18 protein-coding genes are annotated in these 23,155 nt (G+C 72.0%); 5 read left to right on the forward strand and 13 right to left on the reverse strand.

Annotated features, from left to right (window positions below; genetic code table 11):
* Window positions 1-56: 56 nt before the first annotated feature.
* The 8 genes from ABH925_RS07925 to ABH925_RS07960 all read right to left on the reverse strand — a co-directional run bounded on the left by ABH925_RS07925 (window position 57) and on the right by ABH925_RS07960 (window position 8,940).
* Window positions 57-818: a histidine phosphatase family protein gene (locus tag ABH925_RS07925; protein ID WP_370146399.1), complete on the reverse strand. Its 762-nt coding sequence runs from the start codon at window positions 816-818 to the stop codon at window positions 57-59.
* A gap of 105 nt (window positions 819-923) precedes the next feature.
* Window positions 924-2,564 carry a monocarboxylate uptake permease MctP gene (mctP, locus tag ABH925_RS07930; protein ID WP_370146401.1) on the reverse strand — a complete coding sequence of 547 codons (1,641 nt, stop codon included), beginning with the start codon at window positions 2,562-2,564 and terminating at the stop codon, window positions 924-926.
* Window positions 2,561-2,827, reverse strand: a complete 267-nt coding sequence (locus tag ABH925_RS07935; protein WP_370146402.1) for a DUF3311 domain-containing protein — start codon at window positions 2,825-2,827, stop codon at window positions 2,561-2,563. Before ABH925_RS07935 ends, mctP begins: the two co-directional genes overlap by 4 nt.
* 239 nt (window positions 2,828-3,066) lie before the next feature.
* Complete coding sequence (locus ABH925_RS07940; protein WP_370146404.1) at window positions 3,067-3,828, reverse strand: GntR family transcriptional regulator; 762 nt, start codon at window positions 3,826-3,828, stop codon at window positions 3,067-3,069.
* A gap of 138 nt (window positions 3,829-3,966) precedes the next feature.
* Window positions 3,967-5,556, reverse strand: coding sequence for a glycoside hydrolase family 3 protein (locus ABH925_RS07945; RefSeq protein ID WP_370146405.1), 1,590 nt, complete (start codon window positions 5,554-5,556; stop codon window positions 3,967-3,969).
* A 53-nt stretch (window positions 5,557-5,609) separates the two neighbouring features.
* Window positions 5,610-6,503: a carbohydrate ABC transporter permease gene (locus tag ABH925_RS07950; protein WP_370146407.1), complete on the reverse strand. Its 894-nt coding sequence runs from the start codon at window positions 6,501-6,503 to the stop codon at window positions 5,610-5,612.
* Window positions 6,503-7,486 carry a carbohydrate ABC transporter permease gene (locus ABH925_RS07955; protein ID WP_370146409.1) on the reverse strand — a complete coding sequence of 328 codons (984 nt, stop codon included), beginning with the start codon at window positions 7,484-7,486 and terminating at the stop codon, window positions 6,503-6,505. Before ABH925_RS07955 ends, ABH925_RS07950 begins: the two co-directional genes overlap by 1 nt.
* 131 nt (window positions 7,487-7,617) lie before the next feature.
* On the reverse strand, window positions 7,618-8,940 hold the full coding sequence (locus ABH925_RS07960; protein WP_370146410.1) for an extracellular solute-binding protein: 1,323 nt from the start codon (window positions 8,938-8,940) through the stop codon (window positions 7,618-7,620).
* Between the two features lie 529 nt (window positions 8,941-9,469).
* Between ABH925_RS07960 and ABH925_RS07965 the strand changes: the two genes are divergently transcribed.
* The 4 genes from ABH925_RS07965 (at window position 9,470) to ABH925_RS07980 (ending at window position 18,050) form a co-directional block, all read left to right on the forward strand.
* Window positions 9,470-10,750 carry an extracellular solute-binding protein gene (locus tag ABH925_RS07965; protein WP_370146412.1) on the forward strand — a complete coding sequence of 427 codons (1,281 nt, stop codon included), beginning with the start codon at window positions 9,470-9,472 and terminating at the stop codon, window positions 10,748-10,750.
* Window positions 10,751-10,864: 114 nt separating this feature from the next.
* Complete coding sequence (locus tag ABH925_RS07970) at window positions 10,865-11,947, forward strand: SIS domain-containing protein (protein ID WP_370146414.1); 1,083 nt, start codon at window positions 10,865-10,867, stop codon at window positions 11,945-11,947.
* A 375-nt stretch (window positions 11,948-12,322) separates the two neighbouring features.
* Window positions 12,323-13,822: a sensor histidine kinase gene (locus ABH925_RS07975; RefSeq protein WP_370146415.1), complete on the forward strand. Its 1,500-nt coding sequence runs from the start codon at window positions 12,323-12,325 to the stop codon at window positions 13,820-13,822.
* A gap of 115 nt (window positions 13,823-13,937) precedes the next feature.
* The gene (locus ABH925_RS07980; protein WP_370146416.1) at window positions 13,938-18,050 is read left to right on the forward strand and encodes a Pls/PosA family non-ribosomal peptide synthetase; all 4,113 of its coding nucleotides are present in this window, start codon (window positions 13,938-13,940) and stop codon (window positions 18,048-18,050) included.
* A gap of 396 nt (window positions 18,051-18,446) precedes the next feature.
* Here the strand turns inward: ABH925_RS07980 and ABH925_RS07985 are convergent, their stop codons facing one another.
* Together ABH925_RS07985 and ABH925_RS07990 are read right to left on the reverse strand one after the other, a co-directional pair.
* Complete coding sequence (locus ABH925_RS07985; RefSeq protein WP_030257455.1) at window positions 18,447-18,698, reverse strand: WhiB family transcriptional regulator; 252 nt, start codon at window positions 18,696-18,698, stop codon at window positions 18,447-18,449.
* 336 nt (window positions 18,699-19,034) lie between these two features.
* Complete coding sequence (locus ABH925_RS07990) at window positions 19,035-19,991, reverse strand: diacylglycerol kinase family protein (protein WP_370146417.1); 957 nt, start codon at window positions 19,989-19,991, stop codon at window positions 19,035-19,037.
* 81 nt (window positions 19,992-20,072) lie between these two features.
* Between ABH925_RS07990 and ABH925_RS07995 the strand changes: the two genes are divergently transcribed.
* Window positions 20,073-20,516 carry a hypothetical protein gene (locus ABH925_RS07995; protein WP_370146418.1) on the forward strand — a complete coding sequence of 148 codons (444 nt, stop codon included), beginning with the start codon at window positions 20,073-20,075 and terminating at the stop codon, window positions 20,514-20,516.
* A gap of 119 nt (window positions 20,517-20,635) precedes the next feature.
* On the opposite strand, the gene ABH925_RS08000 is transcribed toward ABH925_RS07995, so the two are convergent.
* The 3 genes from ABH925_RS08000 to ABH925_RS08010 all read right to left on the reverse strand — a co-directional run bounded on the left by ABH925_RS08000 (window position 20,636) and on the right by ABH925_RS08010 (window position 23,073).
* Complete coding sequence (locus tag ABH925_RS08000) at window positions 20,636-21,763, reverse strand: RNA polymerase sigma factor SigF (RefSeq protein WP_370146801.1); 1,128 nt, start codon at window positions 21,761-21,763, stop codon at window positions 20,636-20,638.
* Window positions 21,764-21,932: 169 nt separating this feature from the next.
* The gene (locus tag ABH925_RS08005; RefSeq protein ID WP_370146419.1) at window positions 21,933-22,346 is read right to left on the reverse strand and encodes an anti-sigma regulatory factor; all 414 of its coding nucleotides are present in this window, start codon (window positions 22,344-22,346) and stop codon (window positions 21,933-21,935) included.
* 238 nt (window positions 22,347-22,584) lie between these two features.
* Window positions 22,585-23,073, reverse strand: coding sequence for an N-acetyltransferase family protein (locus ABH925_RS08010; RefSeq protein ID WP_370146420.1), 489 nt, complete (start codon window positions 23,071-23,073; stop codon window positions 22,585-22,587).
* Window positions 23,074-23,155: the final 82 nt, after the last annotated feature.

Consider the following 23,155-nt stretch of genomic DNA (forward strand, 5'->3'; position numbering starts at 1 on the left):
CGGCTCCGCCGGCAATGAGTTGGCGTCGGCTCCGCCGGTGAACGGGGGCGGCGGGGTCAGGGCAGGTGGGGGGTGGTGTTGTAGCAGTCCAGGCGGAGGTCGCCGGCCGGGTCGCGGGTCCAGCGGGTGATCGAGGTGTTGGCGACGCAGCCGGAACGGTAGACCTCCTCCATGGCGTCCTCGTCCAGCTCGTCGAGGATGTGCCGGAGCATCAGCACCACCGCGTCGTGACCGATCAGCAGCACCCTGCGGGACTCCTCCGCCTCGTACAGGTCGCGCAGCAGGCTGCGCAGCCGCAGCGCCACGTCCGCGTGCGACTCGCCGCCCGGCGGGCGCCAGCGGAGCTCGCCGAGCAGCCTGCGGCGTTTGGCCTCGGTCGGGTGGTGCAACTCGATCGCCGCGGAGGTGAGCATCTCCAGGACGCCCAGTTCGCGGTCGCGCAGCCGCTCGTCGGTGCGGACCTCGGGCAGCGGCAGGCCGGCCCGGTCGATCTCGGCCAGGACCAGCTCGGCGGTCTCCTGGGTGCGCAGGTACGGGGACACCCACACGCTCTGCGGCAGCGGGCCGTCGGCGCGGGAGGCGAGCCGGCGACCCAGGGCGGCGGACTGCTCCCGGCCGAGCGCGCTGAGCGAGAGGTCCGCGTCGCGGCAGGTGATGCCGACGTCCAGCGCCCCGACGGCCTCGGCGGCGGCGAAGGCGGCGTTGGCGGTGCTCTGCCCGTGCCGGGTGACCATCAGCGACAGCGGGCGCGGGGGCGCGGGCGCCTGCCGGTCGAGCGGGCCGTGGTGGTGGCTGGTGCTGCTGCTGGCGACTGACACGGATTGCCCCCTGCGGGTCGGCCGAGCCCGCCGCGGAGGTGCGTGCGGGCCGCCGTCCCAGTGTGGGGGAGCGACGGCCCGCGAGGGGGGCGTAAAAGGGGTGAATCAGGGGGCAATAGGAGTCACGACCGCCTCCGGCAGGGGTACGGGCAGGCCGTCCACCAGGTAGTCGGCGGGCGTGGTCTCGTCCGGGGCCGGTGCGCTGCCGAAGGCCCGCAGCAGCAGCGTGAGCAGCACCGCGACCGCGAGGTTCAGCACGAAGGCGGTGACCCCGATGTAGCCGATCTGGCCGATCCCGGGGATGGTCGCCGAGCCGCCGCCGAAGTGCGAGTGCGGCTTGCCGGCGGCCGCCACGCCGTAGGCGGCCCAGGTGCCGTAGGCCATGCCCGCGGCCCAGCCGGCCAGCAGCGCCCAGTGGTGGAACCAGCGGCTGAACAGGCCGGTGACGATGGCCGGGAAGGTCTGCAGGATCCAGATCCCGCCCAGCAGCTGCAGGTTGATCGAGAACTGCTTGTCGATGCCGAGCACGAAGCCCAGCGCGCCCAGCTTCACCAGCAGTGACACGATCTTGGCGACCCGGGTCTCCTGCGCCGGGGTGGCCCGGGGCTGGATGAACTCCCGGTACACGTTGCGGGTGAACAGGTTCGCCGCCGCGATCGACATGATCGCGGCCGGGACCAGCGCGCCGATGCCGATGGCCGCGAACGCCACGCCCGCGAACCAGGACGGGAACATCTGCTGGAACAGCTGCGGCACCGCCAGCTGCGCGTTGTAACCGGCGACCCCCTTGCCGACGCCCGCCGACAGGGCCATGAAGCCCAGCAGCGACAGCAGACCCAGCATCAGCGAGTAGGCCGGCATGATCGCCAGGTTGCGCCGCACGGTGTTGCGGTCCTTGGCGGCCAGCACCCCGGTCGCCGAGTGCGGGTACATGAACAGCGCCATCGCCGAGCCCAGCGCCAGGGTCGCGTACGCCCACTGCGCCTTGGGGCCGGAGACCAGCGAGCCGCGCGGCGCCCCGGTCGCCGGGTTCTTCGCCGCCAGCGCGGTGGCCGCGTCGTGGAAGATGTGGCCGTAGCCGCCGAGCCGGATCGGGATGTAGATGATCGCGACCAGCACCACCACGTAGACCAGGGTGTCCTTGACGAAGGCGATCAGCGCCGGGGCGCGCAGCCCCGAGGAGTACGTGTACGCGGCCAGCACCGCGAAGGCGATCAGCAGCGGCAGGTCCTTGGCGAATCCGCTGGAGCCGCCGAGGCCCATGGTGTCCAGCACCGCCTGGATGCCCACCAGTTGCAGCGCGATGTAGGGCATGGTGGCCAGGATGCCGGTGAGGGCGACGGCCAGGGCCAGGTAGCGCGAGCCGTAGCGGCCGCGGGCGAAGTCGGCAAGGGTGACGTAGCCCCTGCTGCGCGCCACCGACCAGAGCCGGGGCAGGAAGACGAAGACCAGTGGCCAGGCCACGATGGTGTAGGGCACGGCGTAGAAGCCGGCCGCGCCCACCCCGTACACCAGCGCCGGGACGGCGATGAAGGTGTAGGCGGTGTACAGGTCGCCGCCGAGCAGGAACCAGCTGACCACCGTGCCGAAGCCGCGGCCGCCCAGGCCCCACTCGTCCAGGTGCAGCGGGTTGTCGGCGCGGCGCCAGCGGGCGGCGTAGAAGCCGACCAGGGTGACCGCGAGGAAGAACAGCAGAAAGACCGTCAGCGAGACGGCGTCGACCTTCTGTCCGGCGAGTTCGGTCATCGCCCGGCCTCCGTCGCTGTGGCCTTGCGGCGGTCCTCTTCACGGCGGAACAGCAGGTAGGCGGCCCCGGTGAGCACCGCGGAGACGATCACCCAGAGCAGCTGGTACCAGTAGAAGAACGGGATGCCGATGAAGGCGGGGGTCAGCCGGGAGTAGGAGTTGACCCAGAGCAGGGCCACGAACGGGGCCAGCAGCAGGATCGCGCAGACGATCCTGGTGCCGGTGACCACCGGGGGTCGGTCGGGTGGAGCGGTATCGGCCATGTCGGCGGCTCCTCGCAAAGGCCGACGGCGCAGCAGGGCAGGCCTCCCCCGAGGCGCCACCGGACATTCGTACAGGTGACTCCCGGAATCTAGGACATTGACGAGCCCACGTCACGGGAAGCTGCATGATTTTTTAGGCGTACACCTTCTCGGCATACGAGAGCGGAGGTACGGCGCGGGGACGCGTTCCCGCGCCGTACCGATGCCCCGCGCCGTACCGGCGGACCGGTCCGGGCCGGCTAGTCCGGGCGGCGGAGCCTGGCGGTGAACTTGTAGCGGTCGCCGCGGTACACCGAGCGGACCCACTCCACCGGCTCGCCGGCCGCGTCGAAGGAGTGCCGCGACAGCAGCAGCATCGGCAGGCCCACGTCGGTGCCGAGCTGGCCGGCCTCGGCCGGGGTGGCCAGCGAGGTCTCGATGGTCTCCTCGGCCTCGGCCACGTGCACCCCGTAGACCTCGCTCAGCGCCGCGTACAGGGAGTTGTACTTGACCAGGTTCCGGCGCAGCGCCGGGAAGCGCTTGGCGGACAGGTGCGCCGCCTCGATCGCCATCGGGTCGCCGTTGGCCAGCCGGAGCCGCTCCACCCGCAGCACCCGCCCGCCGGGACGGATGTCCAGCAGCGCGGCGAGCCGGTCGTCGGCGGTGACGTAGCCGACCTCCAGCAGTCGGGAGGTGGGCTCCAGGCCCTGCGCGCGCATGTCCTCGGTGTACGAGGTCAGCTGGAGCGCCTGGGAGACCTTGGGCTTGGCGACGAAGGTGCCCTTGCCCTGGATCCGTTCCAGCCGGCCCTCGACCACGAGCTCCTGCAGCGCCTGCCGGACCGTGGTCCGCGAGGTCTCGAACTCCAGCGCCAGGGTGCGCTCGGGCGGGACCGGAGTGCCGGGGGCCTGGGTCTGCGTGATCTGCAGCAGGTGCCGCTTGAGCCGGTAGTACTTGGGGACGCGCGCGCTCACGCTTCCCTCTCCGGCCGGCTCCACGTCGGGACCCCCTTCGGTCGTCATCGCCGCTCCTGCTTCCTTTTCCGTGGCCCTCACCGGCATCTCCGTACTCCTGCGGCACTCATGGTGGCATGCCGGGTCTGTCGGCCGTGAGCCCTCGGCGTGGTGTCGATCCGGCACGGCCCCGGGCCGGGCCGCCTGTCAGGCGACCCTGATCGTTCCCGAGGTGCTGCCCGTGGTCGTTCCGGCCAGGGCCTCGGCGGCGGCGATGCCGCACACCCGGGCGCCGCCGTAGGTGGCCAGCACGGTGACCCCGCGTCCCGCGAAGGTCTCCTCCAGCCGGTACGCGGTGCCGATCTCCACCACCACCGCGTCGGGCCGCGCCCGCGTCAACTCCAGCGCCGCGCGCTTCATCCAGCCGTAGCGGTGCAGGTCGCGCACCACGATGACGAACGGACGGCCGACGGCCGCGCCCAGCAACGGTGCCGTGTCCACGGTACCCTCGCCGGCGTCCACCGAGGTGCTCAGCAGGCCCTTGCTGACGGTCCTGGTGGCCGGGGCGCCGACCCGGGTGGCGGTGGTGCCGGGGACCAGCTCGGCCAGCGGCCCGGACAGGCCCCAGGCGGTCTCGTCGCCCACCGCGAAGTTGGCCGCCGGGGAGAACTCGACGACGTGCGGGATGCCGCGCAGCGGGCGCAGTTCGCCGTGCACCCGCAGCGCCCGGCGGGCGGCGGCCAGGCCGATCCCCGGCTCGACGCTGGCGGCGGCCTGTGCGCGCAGCGCGGCGGACCAGCGGGCCACGGCCCGGTTGCGCTCGGCGGCCTCGTGCAGCCGGTCCTCGGAGAGCCGGCCCTCGCGGACCGCCCAGAGCAGGGCGTCGCGCAGGTAGAGGAAGGTGGCCTCGTCCTGCAGCCCGCCGCCGACGCAGATCGCGTCGGCGCCGCCGGCCACCGCCTTGACCGTGCCCTCGGCGATGCCGTGGGTGCCGGAGATGGCGCCCATCTCGATGCCGTCGGTGACGATCAGGCCGTCGTAGCCGAGGTCCTTGCGCAGCAGGTCGCTGAGGATGGCCCGGGACATGGTCGCGGGCATGTCCGGGTCGTAGGCGGGGAAGAGGATGTGCGCGGTCATGATCGACTTGGCGCCGGCCTCGACGGCGGCCCGGAACGGTGCCAGGTGGGCGCCGAACAGGTCCAGCGGCATGTCGATCCGGGGCAGCCCGAGGTGGGTGTCCGAGGCGGTGTCGCCGTGCCCGGGGAAGTGCTTGGCGCAGGCGGCCACGCCGGCCGACTGCAGGCCGCGGACGTAGGCGGCGGTGTGCCGGGCGGCCAGCTCGCCGTCGCCGCCGAAGGAGCGCACCCCGATCACCGGGTTGTCCGGGTTGGAGTTGACGTCCGCGTCCGGGGCGTAGTTGAGGTTGATGCCGGCCGCGGCCAGGTCCACGCCGATGGAGCGGGCCACGTCCTCGGTCAGCGCGGTGTCGTCGACCGCGCCCAGGGCCAGGTTGCCCGGGTACGAGGAGCCGGTCATCACCTCCAGGCGGGTGACGTCGCCGCCCTCCTCGTCGGTGGCGATCAGCAGGTCCGGGTTCAGCGCGTACATGGCCGAGGTCAGCGCGGCCACCTGCTCGCGGCCGGCGATGTTACGGCCGTACAGGGCGACGCCGCCGAGCTCGCCCGACTCCAGGCGACGCCGTACCCAGTCCGGAGGGGTGAGGCCGGCGAAGCCCGGCTGGAGCACCGATCCGGCGTCTACGAGGAGTTGGACGGTGTCCGGGCCGGGATTCGTCATGGTTCCTTCCAAGCGTGTCTCAGGTGCGTACAGAGGCGGGGCGGAGGGACGGGTCAGCCCTTGACGGCGCCGGCCGTCAGTCCGGAGGCCACGCGCTTCTGGAAGATGACGAAGAGGATGATCACCGGCAGCGACACCAGCAGCGCGCCCGCCATCTGCGCGCCGTAGTCGGCGCCGTGGGTGGGCGAGGCGGAGTAACTGGTCAGCCAGACCATCGAGGTCTGCTTGTTGTTGTCGGACAGCAGGGTGTTGGCGATGACGAACTCGTTCCACGCCTGGATCCAGCAGTACACGCCGGTGGTGATCAGGCCCGGGACGGTCAGCGGGAGCACCACCCGGTAGAAGGCCTCCCAGCGGGTGCAGCCGTCCACCATCGCGGCCTCGTCCAGGTCCGGCGGGATGTTGACGATGAAGGACCGCAGCGTCCACACCACGTAGGGGATGGTGAACACCAGGTAGGCCAGCACCACGCCGATCAGCTGGTCGTACAGTCCGGCGTTGTTCAGGATGATGAACATCGGGATGACCAGCGCCAGCAGCGGCACCATCTGCACCACCAGCATGCTGACGATGAAGAAGTTGCGGCCGCGGAAGCGGAACCGGGCCACCGAGACCGCGGCGAGGAAGCCGACGACCAGGCCGGCCAGCACAGCGCCCAGCGTGATCACCGCGGTGTTGCCCAGGTCGGGCAGGAAGTTGGGGTCGCTGAAGATCGTCGAGTAGCTGGAGAAGTCGAAGTGGATCGGCCAGAACGTCGGGTTCTGCGACAGCAGGTCCTTGTTGCTCTTGACCGTGGTCAGGATCATCCAGTAGATCGGGAAGGCCATGACCACCGCGAAGGCGAGGGCGACGGTGTTCCAGACGCCGGTCATCCAGCGGTTCTGGTGCGGCGCACGGTCCGAGCCGGACGAGCGGGCGGCCTTGGGCTTGGGAGCGGCGATAGCCATCAGTCCTGCTCTCCGATCTTGACGACCTGGCGGATGTAGAAGACCAGCACCGCGAGCATCAGCAGGATCATCGCGATGGAGGTCACCGCGCTGCTGCTGTAGTGCGAGCTGCCGATGCCCTGCATGTAGAGGTAGACGCCGATGGTCCGGTAGCCGGGCTCCGGCGAGTTCTGCCGCAGCGCCCAGATCTGCCCGAAGACCTGGAAGTCCCAGATCACGCTGAGCGCGGTGGCCACGATCAGGAAGGGCTTGATCACCGGGATCACCACGTGCCGAAAGGCCTGCCAGCCGTTGGCGCCGTCCAGCGTGGCCGCCTCGACCAGTTCCTTGGGGACCTGGGTCATCGCCGCGTTGAAGCCGATCACCAGGAACGGCAGCGCGCCCCACAGGACCGAGACCGCGACCACCACGTAGAGGCCCTGGGTGGGGTCGGCGAACCAGTCGTGGTTCAGCATCCCCTTGCCGCCGAACAGGTAGCAGATGTAGTCCACGACGCCGGAGGTGCTGGCGAACAGCCAGCGGAAGACGGTGCCGGTGACGATCGCCGGGATGGCCCAGACGAACATCAGCACCGTGATGACGGTGACCTTGGCCCAGTTGGACACCCGGTTCAGCAGCACCGCGACGCCCAGGCCGAGCACCACCGACAGCAGCACCACCTCCAGCACCAGCAGCACCGTGCGCCGCACCGAGTCCCAGAAGTCGCCGCTGCTGAGCACCTTGGTGAAGCCGTCGAAGCCGATGTACTTCGCCGTGCCCGGGTTGACCAGGTGCAGGTAGTCGTTGACGTTCTGGAAGGCCAGGTTGAACAGCTGGAACAGGGGATAGGCGAGCACCCCCAGCATCACCGCGGCGGCCGGGATGATCAGCGCGTACGGAATGTAGCTGCGTCCGGAGACACCGCCGCGGCGCTTGCGCGGCTCCGGGGTTCTCCCCTGCCGACCGGGCTTCGCCGTGGGGCGGTCGGAGTCAATCACACTCATCAGGGTCCTTCCCTGGAGCCAGCACGTCAGGTGGTACGGAAACAGGTGGTACGGGTCCGCGGACGGGCCGCGGACCATGGCCGGGGCCGGGGCCGGCACCCCGGAGTGGGCGCCGACCCCGACCGGACGGATCAGTTGGTGTTGTTGAGGTCCTTCAGGATGGCCGTCTGCGCGGTGCCCAGCTCGGTGGACGGGTCCTTGCCGGTGGCGATGTCGCTGAAGGCGGTCTGCAGCGCGACCTCGTCGGAGGCCTGGCTCCAGAACTGCGAGTTCGGGATGAACCAGGTCTTGCCGGCGGCGGCGTCGGCGGCGGCGGCGTTGGCCGGGGACGCGGCGCGGTACGCGGAGAGCAGCGTCTTGTTGTTGGGGATGGCGTACTTGGTCAGCAGGGTCTGCTGCGCGGTGTTGGTGAAGATGCGCAGGAACTCGGCGCCCAGGCCCGGGTTCTGCGCCTTGCTCGGGACGGCCAGGTCGGAACCGCCGAGGAAGGCCGGGGTCGGCTGGCCGGCCGTGGTGCCGGGGACGGCGATGGTGGCGAGCTTGTCGGCCAGCGACGGGTCGCCGGTCTTCGGGTCGGCGACGGAGCTGACCTCCCAGCCGTTGCCGATGATGGCGGCGATGTTGCCCTTGGCCATCAGCGCGTCCTGGTTGGACTCGTCGACGGTGGTGCCGCCCACGGAGTAGTTCTTCTGCAGGTTGTACCAGGTGTTGATGCCGTTGATGAACTGCGGGTCGGTCAGCGTGCCGGTGAAGTTGCTGCCGCTGGCCTTCGCGATGACGCCGCTGACGCCGTAGCTGCCGGCGCCGAAGGAGACGGCGGTGTACCAGTTCTTGCCCGGGAGGTAGAGCGCGGAGAAGTTGGGCACCGAGGCGTTCTTGGCCTTGACCTTGTCCAGGTCGGCGGTCAGCTCGGCCAGCGTGGTCGGCGCGGTGGTGACGCCGGCCGCGGCGAACAGGTCCTTGCGGTAGATCAGGACGCGGGCACCGGCGTAGTAGGGGATGGCGTAGGTCTTGGTGCCGTCCGCGCTCTGGCCGGAGGCCGCCAGCGAGTCCAGCCAGGTGGCCGAGTTGTCGAACTGGCCCTTGACGCTGGTCAGGTCGACGAAGGAACCGGAGGAGACGTACTTCGCGGTCTGGGTGTCGCCGAGCTCCAGCGCGTCGGGCGCGTTGTTGGAGAGCAGCGCGGTGTCCAGCTTGGTGCCGAAGTTGGTCCAGTTCTGCCACTGGATGTTCAGGGTCGCGCCGGTCTCGTCCTCGAACTGCTTCTTGGCCGCGGCGACGACGTCCGGCCAGCCCTTCTGCGCGTCGTTCATCAGCCAGACGGTGACCGTCTTGCCCTTGCCGTCGGTGCTGAGAGTGCTCTGCTTGGCGGAGCCGGCCGACGAGGAAGAGGAGCAGGCGGCTGCGGTCAGGACGCTGGCGAGTGCCGCCGCGACTGCGATCTTGCGCTTCAAAACATCCTCCTGGGGGATGAGCGAGGTAGGGCACCGGTGCCGGTGGTGTCCCGGAGGAGTTCCGGAGCCAGACCGTGCCTGAGAGGAAGTGCTCGACTGAGGGTGGTGCGGACTTCTGGCGGTGCTTGGTGGTGAGATGCGACCGGGTCGCCCATCGCTCTGACGCAGCAACCTGATTGGTGTAGACCAGTGCTCGGAGATTGGCATGGACCAATGAGGAGCGTCAAGGGTTCTCGGCGGCGAAGCCCAAGCCGTTACCAACGCTTGACAAGCGCGACGTCGTCCGGAGTCCATCAGGTGAAGGACTGGACCAACCAGGGCTCCAGGACTGGACCAACCGGCCTCATCAAATCAGAGCAGAAGTGGGTGAATGCCCCGTAGTGGGCGCGGATCCGGCGCTGATGTCGGTCGGGTAACAGCTGGCGCCGCAGCGGGCCGGATTCCTTGACGCTGCCGCTCCCCGGCGGCCACACTCCGGCAATTGGTCTATGCCAATGGCGGGAATCGACCCGCATCCGGGGAGGATGGCGTGAAGCGAAGACTTGTCGTTGCTCTTGGCGCGGCAGTGCTGATGGCGGGGGTCACCGCCTGCAGCACCGGGGGGACGGCGGGGGCGCGGGTGGCACCCACGTCCTACCGGGGCAGGGTGCTGACGGTCTGGCTGATGGCGGGGGACGATCCGGCCTCCTGGGTCGCCACGGTCAGGGCCGAGTTCGAGCAGAAGTACCCGGGTGCCACGGTGGACATCCAGCGGCAGGGCTGGAGCGGCATCCAGCAGAAGGTGACCTTCGCGCTGTCCGCGACCGTCCCGCCGGACGTGATCGACATCGGCAACACCCAGACCGCCTACTACGTGACCACCGGCGGTCTGCTCGATCTGGACCCCTACCGGGCGCAGCTGGGCGGCGCCTCCTGGTCGCCGGCCATGAACCGGTCGACCCTGGTCAGCGGCAAGCAGTTCGCGGCGCCGTGGTTCGCCGGCAGCCGGGTGGTGATGTACAACAAGCGGCTCTGGGCCAGGGCCCGGCTCAGTCCGCCGGCCACCATGGACCAGTGGATCAGCGACCTGGACGTCCTGCAGCACACCCCGGGCGTGGACTCCGCGCTCTACCTGCCCGGCCAGAACTGGTACGCCTTCGACGGCTTCCTCCAGGACGCCGGGTCCGACATCCTCGCCCAGCGGAACAACACCTGGGTCGGCGACCTGGAGAGCCCGGCCGCGATCGGCGCCGCCAGGCTCTTCAAGAAGCTGCAGGCCTTCGGCAAGGCCCCCAAGGACCAGGACGAGGCCAACCCGGTCGAGGCCACCGTGTTCGCCAGGGGGAACGTGGCCTCGATGATCGCGATGGGCTACGAGCAGGCCACGGTGCTGCAGTCGAACCCGGCCATGAAGGACGACATCGGCTGGTTCCCGATCCCCGGTGCCACCGCGGGCACCCCGGCCAGGACCTTCCTCGGCGGGTCCAACCTCGCCGTCTCGTCCAACTCCACCAACCGCGAGCTGGCCCTGGGCTTCCTGGCGATCGCCCTGGACGACGCCAACGAGAGCGCCTACGTCCAGGCCACCGGCTTCCTGCCGAACAAGACCGGCCTCTATCGGGCCCTGGACGGCAACGCCTACGCGGCGGCGGCGCAACAGGCGGAGGCCAACGCCGGCTTCACCCCGGGCGTCCCGGCCTGGGGGAACGTGGAGAACCCGCCCAACCCCATCGTCAGCCAGTTCCTCACCCCGGTGCTGGAGGGCCAGGATCCGCAGGCCGCAGCGGCCGCGGCGGACGTGAAGCTGGACAACCGGCTCGCCGAGGGGTGACCGGGCAGCCACCGGAGGGCGGGCCCTAGGATCGTCCCGGCGACCCGTGTGCGGACAGGCCGCCGACGACCGGCCCCGTCCGGGGTGCCGGCAGCCGTCCCTGGAGGACCCTTCATGTCCGCGCAGCCCTTCCTCCCCCATGGAACCCAGGATCTCGACCACCGTCCCGGCCGGATCATGGCCGCGGAGATCGCCCAGCAGCCCGACGTGCTGCGGCGCATCCTCGACGAGGGCGCCCCGCGGATCCACGCCGTCGCGACGGAGATCGCCGCCCGCAACCCGCGCTTCGTCCTGCTGACCGGCCGGGGGACCAGCGACAACGCAGCCCTGTACGCCAAGTACCTGGTGGAGGTGCTGCTGGGCCGGCCGGCCGGGCTGACCTCGATGTCCACCACCACGGCCTACGGGGCCACCCCGGACCTCACCGACTGCCTGGTGATCACGGTCAGCCAGTCGGGTGGCTCCCCGGATCTGGTCGCCTCCACCCGGGCGGCCCGCGAGGCCGGCGCGATCACGCTGGCGGTGACCAACAACGCCGCCTCGCCGCTGGCGGAGGTCTCCGAGTTCCACATCGACGTGCTGGCGGGCCCGGAGAAGGCGCTGCCCGCGACCAAGACCTACACCGCCGAGCTGCTGGCGCTGTACCTCTTCGTCGAGGGACTGCGCGGCGGCGACGGCGCGGCCGCCAAGGGCCTGCCGGAGCTGGCCGGGGCGGTGCTGGCGCGGCACGACGAGGTGCGGCAGCTGGCCGAGCGCTACCGCTTCGCGCAGCGGCTGGTGATCACCTCGCGCGGGTACGGCTACCCCACGGCGCGGGAGGCCGCGCTGAAGCTGATGGAGACCACCTACATCCCGGCGACGCCGTTCTCCGGCGCCGACCTGCTGCACGGCCCGCTGGCCATGGTGGACAACGTCTCGCCGGTGATCGCCATCGTCCCGGACGGGCGCGGCGGCGAGGCACTGCAGCCGGTGCTCGACCGGCTGCGCGGACGCGGCGCGGACCTGGTCGTGGTGGGCCAACAGGCCCAGGTGGACGCGGCCTCGGCGGGCTTCGCGCTGCCGGGCGGGGTGCCCGAGGAGGTGCAGCCGATCCTGGAGATCCTGCCGCTGCAGCTGCTGGCCTACGAGGTGACCATCGCCCGCGGCCAGGACCCGGACGCGCCCCGCGCCCTCGCGAAGGTCACCGAGACGCACTGATCCTCCGGTCCGCCGTCCGGGGGAACGTCGCCGCCGGGGGGGAAGATCTGTTGCCGGGGTGAAGATCCGCAGCCGGGGGAAGCACAACGGGCCGTGGCGCCGGGACAGGACCCTCAACCTGTCCGGCACCGCGGCCCGAGGCATGGTCGGCGGCTGGCGTCGTTCGTGCGGCGGGTGTGCGGGCCCGCGGGCGCGAGACGGTCAAGGCCGACTTTCTCCAGCGAAGAGGTCCGGTGCGCGGTCAGGGCAGATCGTGCGGTAGGCCTCTCCTTGATGCGTTTCCCATTGTGGACTAGACCAATTCTCATTGTCCAGACCAGTGCGGGACAATTCTCCGAGCGGCGTCGAAGCTCCGGCTCCGGATACGCTCGGAGGATGCCTTCCCTCAATGAGCTGGTGCGCCACCACACCAACCTGGACAGCGCCGACGTGGAGTGGATCCACCTGCTGGTGTCCGAGTGGCAGCTGCTCTCCGACCTCTCCTTCGCCGACCTGGTGCTGTGGGTGCCCACCCGTGACGGCACCCGCTACGTCTCGCTGGCGCAGATGCGGCCCAACACCGGCCCCACCTCGTACCAGGACGACATGGTCGGCCATCTGGTCCCGCGTGGCCGCAGGCCGATGCTGGACATCGCGCTGGACGAGGGCCGGATCGTCCGCGAGGGCGACCCGGAGTGGCGTGAGGACGTACCGGTGCGGGTCGAGTCGATCCCGGTGCGGCGCGAGGGGCGGGTGCTCGGGGTGATCGCGCGCAACACCAACCTGCTGACCGTGCGCACCCCCAGCCGGCTGGAGCTGACGTATCTGCAGAGCGCGTCCGACCTGGCCCAGATGATCGCCGCAGGAACGTTTCCCTTCCCCGGCGAGCAGGTGGACATGGACGCCTCGCCGCGGGCCGGCGACGGCCTGATCCGGCTGGACGCCGACGGCGTGGTCACCTACGCCAGTCCCAACGCGCTCTCCGCCTACCACCGGCTCGGCCTGGCCACCGACATGGTCGGACTGCACCTCGGCAAGACCACCGCCGAGCTCGCCCCGCCCTCCCGCGGCCCGGTGGACGAGGCCATGGTCAAGCTGGCCAGCGGCTGGGCCCCCAGGCAGGCGGAGGTGGAGAGCGTCGAGGGCGTGGTGCAGTTGCGGGCCATCCCGCTGAAGCCCAAGGGCGTCCACATCGGCTCGCTGGTGCTGCTGCGCGACGTCACCGAGCTGCGCCGGCGCGAGCGCGAGCTGATGACCAAGGACGCCACCATCCGGGAGATCCACCACCGGGTGAAGAACAACCTGCAGACCGTGGCCGCGCTGCTGCGGCTGCAGTCGCGGCGGATGGACTCCGACGCGGCGCGCGGGGCGCTGGACGAGGCGGTGCGCCGGGTCGGCTCGATCGCCATCGTCCACGAGACGCTGTCGCAGAACCTGGACGAGCACGTGGCCTTCGACGAGATCGCGGACCGGGTGCTGGCCATGGTGATGGAGCTCTCCCAGGACGGCCGGGTGACCGCGCGCCGCAGCGGCAGCTTCGGCATCCTCTCGGCGGACGTGGCCACCCCGCTGGCGATGGTGCTGACCGAGATCCTGCAGAACGCGCTGGAGCACGCCTACGGCCCGAAGGCCGGCGGCACGGTCGAGGTCTCCGCCGTCCGGGCCCGGATGCCGGCCGGCGGCGGACCTGGCAAGCCGGAGGAGCAGCTGCTGATCACCGTCACCGACGACGGGGTCGGCCTGCCGGAGGGCTTCGACCCGAAGACGGCCGGCAACCTGGGGCTGCAGATCGTCCGGACCCTGGTGGTGGGCGAGCTGGGCGGGGGCTTCGACATGGTCCCGGCGGAGGCCGGCGGGACCAGGGTGGTGCTGGAGGTCCCGGTGCACCGGGCCTGACCGTTTTCGACCGCACTTGGCCGTTTCCGGCCGCATTGCTGATGGCTTATCAGGATTTACGAGCTTCTTAAGGATTCTTGGTCAACCTGCGACCCAGGTGTCTCGTTCTCCACCAGTGAACACTGAGAACCCTCTCGCGCTGCGCGTCCCGGCGGACGCGGTGTGGCCGGTGCACGAACCTGCGCCGGCGCGCACCCTGCTGGACGTCCTGGACGCGACCGCGCTGGCCCATCCGGGCGCGCCGGCGCTGGACGCGGGCGGCGTCGTGCTCGACTACCGCGCGCTGTTCCGGGCGGTGGCGGCGCTCGCGTCCCGGCTGGCCGCCCTGGGCGTGGGCCCGGGCGACCGGGTCGGGGTACGGGCGCCGTCAGGGACGGCGGACCTCTACGTCGCGATCCTGGCCGTGCTGCGGTCCGGGGCCGCGTACGTCCCGGTGGACGTGGACGACCCGGACGAACGGGCGACGCTGATCTGGGCCGACGCGGGCGTCTGCGCGATCGTCGGCGCGGGCGGCGCGGTGACCCCCGGAGTCGTCCCCGGGACCGGCGCGGGCCGGAAGCCGGGCCCTCAGGACGACGCCTGGATCGTCTTCACCTCGGGGACCACCGGGCGGCCGAAGGGTGTGGCGGTGACCCACCGTTCGGCGGCGGCGTTCGTGGACGCGGAGGCGCGGTTGTTCCTGCGCGATGCTCCGCTGGGTCCCGGGGACCGGGTGCTGGCGGGTCTCTCGGTGGCGTTCGACGCGTCCTGCGAGGAGATGTGGCTGGCCTGGCGGCACGGCGCCTGCCTGGTGCCCGCCCCGCGCGCACTGGTCCGCGCCGGGGCGGAGCTGGCCCCCTGGCTGGTGCGCGAGGGCATCACCGTCGTCTCGACGGTGCCCACGCTGGCGGCGCTGTGGCCGGCCGAGGCGCTGGACCGGGTCCGGCTGCTGATCGTCGGCGGCGAGGCCTGCCCGGCCGAGCTGGTCGAGCGGCTGGACGTGCCCGGGCGCGAGTTCTGGAACACCTACGGCCCGACCGAGGCCACCGTGGTGGCGTGCGCCTCGCTGCTGCGGGCCGGCCAACCGGTGCGCATCGGCGGCCCGCTGGACGGCTGGGAACTGGCCGTGGTCGACCCGGCGGGTGAGCCGGTCGCCTGGGGGGAGACCGGCGAACTGCTGATCGGCGGCGTCGGCACCGCGCGCTACCTCGACCCGGCCAGGGACGCCGAGAAGTTCCGTCCCCACCCGGCGCTTCCGGGCGGCCGGGTCTACCGCAGCGGCGACCTGGTCCGCGCCGACCCGCAGGGCTTGGTCTTCATGGGCCGGGCGGACGAGCAGGTCAAGCTCGGCGGACGCCGGATCGAACTCGGCGAGGTCGACGCCGCGCTGCAGGCCCTGCCCGGCGTCCGGGCGGCGGCCGCGGCGGTCAGGGACACCCCCGGCGGCGGCCAGGTCCTGGTCGGCTACCTGGTCCCGGCCGCAACGACGCCCGCCCCGGCGCCCGCTCGTACGGCCGTCCCGCAGCAGTTGCTGCCCGCAGCGCCCGGCGCGGCTGCGGTCACGACCGTGGGGTCGACGGCGGCGGGGTCTGTGATGGCGGCGCCGTCGGCGCCAGTCGCGGTGGCGGGTGGTGGGCTTGATCTCGGCGCGCTGCGGGGGCTGCTGCTGCAGCGGCTGCCGGCGGCGCTGGTGCCGGTGCTGACCGTGCTGCCGGAGCTGCCGACCCGGACCTCGGGGAAGATCGACCGGGCGGCGCTGCCCTGGCCGCCGCCCGAGCCGCGGTCCGGGTTGAGGTCCGAGCCGCCCACCGGGGCCGACGTGGGGGCGGCACGCCACGGCGGCAGCGGCTCCGGGTCGAGCGGGCTGCGAGGGACCGCGGCCCGGCTGGCCGAGGAGTGGCGCTCACTGCTGGGAGTCGCGGCCGACGCCGACAGTGACTTCTTCGCGCTCGGCGGCACCAGCCTGGCGGCCGCCCGACTGGTCTCCACGCTGCGTGAGCGCCACCCCGGGCTGTCCGTCGCCGACCTCTACCAGCAGCCCCGGCTCGGGGACTTCGCGGTCCACCTGGACCGCTCCGCTGCAGTCCCCGACCAACCCGCCGCCCCGGCCCCCGGCCCGGGCCGCCGCACGTCCGAGCCGGACACCCCCCGCCGCCGACGCTGGACCGGCGCCTACCAGGGTGCCGTCGTCCTGCTGCTGCAGACCGTCACCGGGTCGCGCTGGCTGCTCGCCCTCGCCGCCGTCGACGATCTGCTGCGTCCGCTGCCGTGGGCGCCGGACACCTCGTGGTGGCTGCTCGGCGGGGGCTGGCTGGTGCTGTCCAGCGCGCTGGGACGGGCGGCCCTCGGGGCGGCCTCCGCGCGGCTGCTGACCCGGGGGCTGCGGCCCGGCAGCTACCCCAGGGGCGGGCGGATCCATCTGCGGCTGTGGACGGCCGAGCGCGTGGTCGCCATGTTCAACGTCGCCGCCGTCACCGGCACCCCGCTGGCCCGCCGCTACGCCCTGCTGCTCGGCTGCCGGGTCGGGCGCGACGTCCAGCTGCACACGCTGCCGCCGGTTACCGGTCTGGCCTGCTTCGACGACGGCTGCTCGCTGGAACCCGAGGTCGACGCGGCCGGATGGTGGCTCGACGGCGGAGTGCTGCATGTCGGCGCGGTCCGGGTCGGGGCGGGTGCCCGGGTGGGCACCCGGAGCATGCTGATGCCCGGGGCCGACGTCGGACCGGGCGCCGAGATCGCCCCCGGCAGCTGCGTCACCGGGCGCGTCCCGGCCGGGCAGCGCTGGCACGGCGTGCCCGCCCGGCCCGGCCCGGCGGACCGCGCGGACGCCTGGCCGCAGGCCGCCCCGCCCCGTGCCGCCCACCCCCGCCTCTGGAACGCGGTGTACGCGCTGTCGCTCCCCGCACTGCAGGCGGTGCCGCTGCTGGCGATGGCGCCGGCCCTGGTCGTGCTGTACACGCTGCTGGGCCACGACCCCTCCTACAGCGGGGTGTTCGACCGGCTGCTGACCGCCACGGCGCCGCTCACCGTGCTGACCGTGCTCAGCTACGCCGGCCTGGTGGCGGGGCTGGTCCGGCTGTTCTCCCGGGCCGTCCGGCCCGGCCTGCACCCGGCCCACGGGCGGGTCGCCTGGTCCGTCTGGGTGGTGCACCAGCTGATGACCTCCGCGCGCGGCGCGCTCTTCCCGCTGTACTCCTCGCTGCTGACGCCGGGTTGGCTGCGGCTGCTGGGCGCGCGGGTCGGGCGCCGGGTGGAGGCGTCCACGGTGCTCGCGCTGCCCGGGCTGACCAGTGTGGACGACTACGCCTTCCTGGCCGACGACACCCTGCTCGCGCCCTTCGAGGTCCGCGGCGGCTGGCTCCGGCTGGGGCGGGTGCACGTCGGGCGGCGCTCCTTCGTCGGGAACTCCGGCACCGTCGGACCGGGCCGCGAGCTGCCGGCCGACTCCCTGGTGGGCGTGCTCTCCGACGCCCCCGCGCAGGCCGGTCCCGGCACCTCCTGGCTGGGCCGTCCGGCCTTCGCGCTGCAGCGGGTGGTGGAGCCGGCCGAGCGGGCGCGCACCTACGACCCGCCCCGGCGCCTGGTCTGGGCGCGGGCCGCGGTGGAGCTGTGCCGGCTGCTGCCGGTGCTGCTCACGGTGCTGCTGGGGGACCTGGCGGCGACCACTCTGCAGAGCGTGCTGGACCGGGCCGGACTGGCGGTGTGCGCGCTGACGGCCGGACTCGTGCTGCTGGGCTGCGGCCTGACGGCCTGTCTGCTCACCTCTGCGGCCAAATGGCTCCTGGTGGGGCCGTTGCGTCCGGGGACCGAACCGCTGTGGAGTTCATTCGTCTGGCGCAACGAGCTCTTCGACACCTTCGTCGAGGAACTGGCGATGCCCTGGCTGGGCAGCACCCTGCTGGGCACCCCGTACCTCAACTGCTGGCTGCGCAGCCTCGGCGTCCGGGTGGGGCGGGGCGTGTGGTGCGAGAGCCACTGGCTGCCGGAGCCCGATCTGGTCCGCCTGGGTGACGGCTGCACGGTGAACCGGGGCGTGGTGGTGCAGACGCACCTGTTCCACGACCGGCTGCTGCGGATGGACGGCATCGAGCTGGGCCCCGGGGCGAGCGTCGGGCCGCATTCGGTGGTGCTGCCGGGAGCGGCGCTGGGGGCGGGCGCCGGGGTCGGGCCGTCGTCGCTGGTGATGCGCGGCGAGGCGCTGCCGGCCGCCAGCCGCTGGCTGGGCAACCCGGTGGCGCAGTCGAGTTGACGATCCGACAGCAACCGGGCTGCCCCGTTCGGGGCGCCGTCCGGAAGCGGGTCGGGCCCTAGGACCTGCCGACCGGGGAGCAGCGGCCCGGGAGAGCAGCGAGGCCCTGCCGACCGGGGGGGGAGGGTCGACAGGGCCTCTCAGACCTGCTCCGGCCGTCGGGGGGAATCGGCCGGAGCAGGGGCTCTGGGTGCGGGCCTTCGCCCGCGTGCATCGCACGAGCGGTTGCCCTCGGCTCCGACGGTATCAAAAAGTCGGGGCCGGGAAGCACCGCGAGTGGTGTGCTTTGCCTCGGAAAGCGCCCTTTGTGGGTCAGGGCACTCGATCAAGGGTTGATCAGCTGTGGTGCGGCGGTTCGGTGGTGCGGCGGTGCTGTGGAGCTGCGGCTGAGGCAGCTCAGGCGGTGCGCGCGCGGTTGCGGGCGGCGCGGCGCTTCATCGCACGACGCTCGTCCTCGCTCATTCCGCCCCAGACGCCGGCGTCCTGGCCGGTCTCCAGGGCCCACTGCAGGCAGCTTTCCATGACCGGGCAGCGACGGCAGACGGCCTTCGCTTCCTCGATCTGCAGCAGGGCGGGCCCCGTGTTGCCGATGGGGAAGAACAGCTCGGGGTCTTCTTCCCGGCAGACAGCGCGGTGGCGCCAGTCCATGGTGATCCAACTCCTCCCGCCAACGGGGTTGTCCCGCAGGCGCATCGGTAGCTTGTGAATGTGAACGCTTTCACGAACCCTGGGGCGGGCGCAGGGCCGACGGATGGGTCGACACAGGGCGCCTGCGGCGTTGCAGAGTGGGTTCGGGCGACTCAGGCGGATGTCCGGTAACGGACTGTCCCGATCGCCAGGTAAAGGTTCGCAAACCTCGACTCTGGATACAACCCCCTTCAGGTAGGAAATTTTGATTCCTTGGTGTCGCCTAGGTCACAACCTGTACTTCGATGGAGTGAAGGGGGTCGCGCGTTCGAGAAGAAGGGTTTTCCGCTCTCCCAGTCACACAATCACACGCAGTGCGCGGCGAACGCCTGAGAAGCTGACTTGGTTCCGCTCTCCAAGGTGGTCTCCGTCGACCTGAAATGGCAGCGGTTCCTGCGAATGCAAGGTGAATTCCGCCAGGTCGTGGTAAGCGACCACATGTTTGCCCCGCGGACCGGCCCCGGAGGCGTCCAGAAGCTGCGGGATCGTACGTAGCGTCTGGACGAGTGACATCCGGTTGAGTCCGAAGAGATCCAGGTCGGTCTCGAACGTCGCCTCGGGCGAGGCGTAGACCGGGCGGTTGCCGAGAAAGGTCCACGGCGATGTGTTCGACACTATGGACACCACCAGCCCGTCGACCGGTTCCGCCCCGGGAACACTCAGCGTGATCGGCCCGGTTCTGCGGTGCTCCCGCTCGCCGATGTAGTGCCGCACCGCCTGCTTCAGATAGAGCCCGTGGGTGGACCGGCGACCGCTGCGGCGGTGCTGCTCGACCCGGCCCACGACGCCGGCGTCGAAGCCGAAGCCCGCGGTGAAGGTGAACCAGCGCTCCGGCAGGCCCTTGGTCGACGCCCTTCCGAGCCCGATGGTGCGCTCCCTGCTCCCGCCCGGCGCCGAGAGCGCGTCCAGCAGCATCCCGGTCGCCTCGACCGGGTCGTTCGGCAGGCCGAGCGCCCGGGCGAAGACATTGGTGCTGCCGCCGGGGACCACCGCGAGTCTGGGCAGGTGTTCGGACGGGCCCTCGGCCAGCAGTCCGTTGACGACCTCGTTGACCGTCCCGTCGCCGCCGAGGGCGACCACCAGGTCGACGGTCCCGGAGGCGGCCGCGTCGCGGGCCAGGTCCCGCGCGTGCCCCCGGTACTCGGTCCCGGCGACCTCCAGCTTCAGGTCGCTGGCGAGCGCGTGCGCCAGCACGTCGCGGGTCCGGCCGCTGGTGGTGGTCGCCTTCGGATTGACGACCAGGAGGGCACGCATACGGTCAGCTTACCTACCGGCAGGTATGAGCTCCGGGAGGGGCACGGCGGGACGTGGTGGCGCGGGGGCTAGCCTGGGTGCGTGACTGCTGATGCCTCGCTGCCCGCCCGTCCCGCCGCCACGACCGGGTCCGGCCGGCCCTGGACGCTGACCACCGGCGCCGTCGTCGCGCTGCTCCAGGGCGGCCTGATCGCCGCCTACGGGGTCGCCCTGATGGTGCAGGGGCTGGTCGCCGCGCACCCGCGCACGGGCCTGGGCCTGACCGAGTTCGGCGGCTTCGTGGTGCTGCTGCTCGGACTGCTGCCGCTGGCCGCGGGCCTGGCGCTGCTGCGGGTCAGGCGCTGGGGGCGCAGCCCGGCGGTGCTGGTGGACACCCTCTGCCTGGCGGTCACCTACTTCACGGTCCAGAACGGCGGCGCGCAGATCGCCGTCGGCGTGCTGGTCGGCCTCGTCGGCATCGCGGGCGTGGTGCTGCTGCTGCACCCCCGCACCACCGCGGCGCTCTGGCCCGCGACCGACGCGTAGGCGACGCACGGCGGCCGACGGCCACCGCGCCGTGCCACGGCTGAGCCGCCGAGCAGGGGACGGCCGCGGGCCGGGACTCCAGGCAGGAGCCCCGGCCCGCGGCCGTCGGGCGTTCGTGCCTACTCCTCCAGCAGGAGCTTGTCGCGGAGCTGGGCCAGGGTGCGGGCCAGCAGGCGGGAGACGTGCATCTGGGAGATGCCGACCTCGGCCGCGATCTGCGACTGCGTCATGTTGCGGAAGAAGCGCAGCACCAGGATCCGCTGCTCCCGCTGCGGCAGCTGGGCCAGCAGCGGCTTGAGCGACTCGCGGTACTCCACGCCCTCCAGGGCGTCGTCCTCCGCGCCCAGGGTGTCCGCCACCGCCGGCGACTCGTCGTCGGTGTCGGGGACGTCCAGGGACAGCGTGCTGTAGGCGTTGGCGGACTCCAGGCCCTCCAGCACCTCCTCCTCGGAGATGCCCAGGCGCTCGGCCAGCTCGTGCACCGTGGGGGAGCGGCCGTGCTGCTGGGAGAGCTCGCCGGTGGCGGTGGTCAGCGACAGCCGCAGCTCCTGGAGCCGGCGCGGCACCCGTACCGCCCAGCCCTTGTCGCGGAAGTGCCGCTTGATCTCGCCCACGATGGTGGGGGTGGCGTAGGTGGAGAACTCCACCCCGCGCTCGTGGTCGAACCGGTCCACCGACTTGATCAGCCCGATGGTGGCGACCTGGGTCAGGTCGTCCAGCGGCTCGCCGCGGTTGCGGAAGCGCCGGGCCAGGTGCTCGACCAGCGGGATGTGCATCCGCACCAGCTGGTTGCGCAGCTCCACCCGCTCGGGTGAGTCCTTGGGCAGGGCCGCGAGCTGGACGAACAGCGCGCGGGCGGCCTCACGGTCCGGGGCGCCGTGGCGCGGGGTGGACGGCCGGCCACCACCCCAGACGTGCGGCTCGGCGGCGGGGGCGTGCTCCGCCTCGACATCGGTCTCGCCGCTGAGCTCCGCCCCGGCACCGATCTCCAGGTCGGCGCCGAGCTCGACGTCGGCGTCGATCCCGGCGTCCCCGCTGAGCTCCGTGCCGGCGCCGTGGTCGACGTCGACCTTGTCGAGGCCGTCGCCCTCCCCGACCACCGGTTTCCCGACGCCCGGTTCCCCGACGCCCGGTTTCCCGACGCCCGGCTCCTCGGCTCCTGGCTTTCCGGCCGCCGACTCCGACTGCACCCTGTTGTCCTCCGCCCGTTCCGCCCCGGCGTGCTCGGATACCGGGGATGACGCCATGCCGGTCGTTCCCGGCCCGCCCGGCTGCGCGGGCACGACCGGCCGGGCGGTACCCGGCCTGGGCCCGGCGGCCTCCAGCCCCGCACTGTTGGTGCGGTCCAGATCACTCATGGCGATCCCCCGTTCTGTTCGCTCCGGGATCTACTGGATTGTCAGGTCGATCAGGCCCTCAGGGCTGACCGGGGCCCGCCCCGCGCTTCTTGTGCAGGCTGATGGAGACCGTGCGGTCCTCGGCCACCGTGGACTCCACCTCGCCGGCCAGGGCCGAGAGCACCGTCCAGGCGAAGGTGTCGCGCTCGGGAGCGCGTCCGTCGGTGGTCGGGGCCGACACGGTCACCCGGAGCGAGTCGCCGACCAGGCGGAACACGCAGCGCAGCACGCTGCCGGGAACCGCCTGCTGGAGCAGGATGGCGCAGGCCTCGTCGACCGCGATCCGCAGGTCCTCGATCTCGTCGAGGGTGAAGTCGAGCCGCGCGGCCAGGCCCGCTGTCGCGGTACGCAGGACCGAGAGGTAGGCACCCGCCGCTGGCAGCCGGACTTCGACGAAGTCCTTCGCGTCGGGCTCGCCGTCGATCTGGGACACCCTCACCTCCGTTGGTGTTGCGCCGCGGCGGCGGGCGTCGCCGCCGCCGCGGTTGCTCTCACAGTGCTGTTGCGCAGTGCTGGTGACTGGTGACGCTACCGCGATCCTCGGTGCGCTGTCGCCTGGCAGTGGCCGCCGCCGACGGCCCCCGGGAGTGGGTGACTCATGGTAAGCCGTCATCTACACAGCGTGGCAACGGGCATGACGAAAATCGTGGGTCCGGTTGGCCGGATTCCGCTCACCCGGCCGCCGGGGCGGCGCCCAGCGCGGCCAGCGGGGCGCCGGTGAGCCGGAACACCGTCCACTCGTCCTGGGGGAAGGCGCCGAGGGACTTGTAGAAGCCGATCGAGGGCTCGTTCCAGTCCAGCACCGACCAGTCCATCCGGCCGTAGCCGCGCTCGACGCAGATCCGGGCCAGTTGGGCGAGCAGCGCCCGGCCGTGGCCGCCGCCGCGAGCCTCCGGCCGGACGTACAGGTCCTCCAGGTAGATGCCGTGCACGCCGGTCCAGGTCGAGAAGTTGAGGAACCACAGCGCGAAGCCGACGGTCTCACCGGTGCCGTCGTCCTCGGCGATGTGCGCGAAGGCGGCCGGGTTCGGGCCGAAGAGGGCGGCCTGCAGCTGAGCCTCGGTGGCCACGGCTTCGGACAGCGCCTTCTCGTAGTCGGCGAGCTCGCGGACCATGGCGTGGATGCTGGGGATGTCGCTGGCGACGGCGGGACGGATCATGCATGCAGCCTACGACTCGGCTCCGACAATCCCGAGGGCGTTCCAGCCGCGCCCACGGTCCGGCCGGGGTCCGGCTACGGTG

It is taken from the genome of Streptacidiphilus sp. EB129 (assembly GCF_041262645.1).
Lineage (GTDB): Bacteria > Actinomycetota > Actinomycetes > Streptomycetales > Streptomycetaceae > Streptacidiphilus.

What these genes read in the sequence shown, in the direction of transcription:
- ABH925_RS07950 (WP_370146407.1), bottom strand. Translation starts at nt 6,503, where the DNA reads ATGGCTATCGCCGCTCCCAAGCCCAAGGCCGCCCGCTCGTCCGGCTCG.
- ABH925_RS07955 (WP_370146409.1), bottom strand. Translation starts at nt 7,486, where the DNA reads ATGAGTGTGATTGACTCCGACCGCCCCACGGCGAAGCCCGGTCGGCAG.
- ABH925_RS07935 (WP_370146402.1), bottom strand. Translation starts at nt 2,827, where the DNA reads ATGGCCGATACCGCTCCACCCGACCGACCCCCGGTGGTCACCGGCACC.
- ABH925_RS07970 (WP_370146414.1), top strand. Translation starts at nt 10,865, where the DNA reads ATGTCCGCGCAGCCCTTCCTCCCCCATGGAACCCAGGATCTCGACCAC.
- ABH925_RS08000 (WP_370146801.1), bottom strand. Translation starts at nt 21,763, where the DNA reads ATGGCGTCATCCCCGGTATCCGAGCACGCCGGGGCGGAACGGGCGGAG.
- mctP (WP_370146401.1), bottom strand. Translation starts at nt 2,564, where the DNA reads ATGACCGAACTCGCCGGACAGAAGGTCGACGCCGTCTCGCTGACGGTC.
- ABH925_RS07940 (WP_370146404.1), bottom strand. Translation starts at nt 3,828, where the DNA reads ATGACGACCGAAGGGGGTCCCGACGTGGAGCCGGCCGGAGAGGGAAGC.
- ABH925_RS07985 (WP_030257455.1), bottom strand. Translation starts at nt 18,698, where the DNA reads ATGGACTGGCGCCACCGCGCTGTCTGCCGGGAAGAAGACCCCGAGCTG.
- ABH925_RS07975 (WP_370146415.1), top strand. Translation starts at nt 12,323, where the DNA reads ATGCCTTCCCTCAATGAGCTGGTGCGCCACCACACCAACCTGGACAGC.
- ABH925_RS07945 (WP_370146405.1), bottom strand. Translation starts at nt 5,556, where the DNA reads ATGACGAATCCCGGCCCGGACACCGTCCAACTCCTCGTAGACGCCGGA.
- ABH925_RS07990 (WP_370146417.1), bottom strand. Translation starts at nt 19,991, where the DNA reads ATGCGTGCCCTCCTGGTCGTCAATCCGAAGGCGACCACCACCAGCGGC.
- ABH925_RS08010 (WP_370146420.1), bottom strand. Translation starts at nt 23,073, where the DNA reads ATGATCCGTCCCGCCGTCGCCAGCGACATCCCCAGCATCCACGCCATG.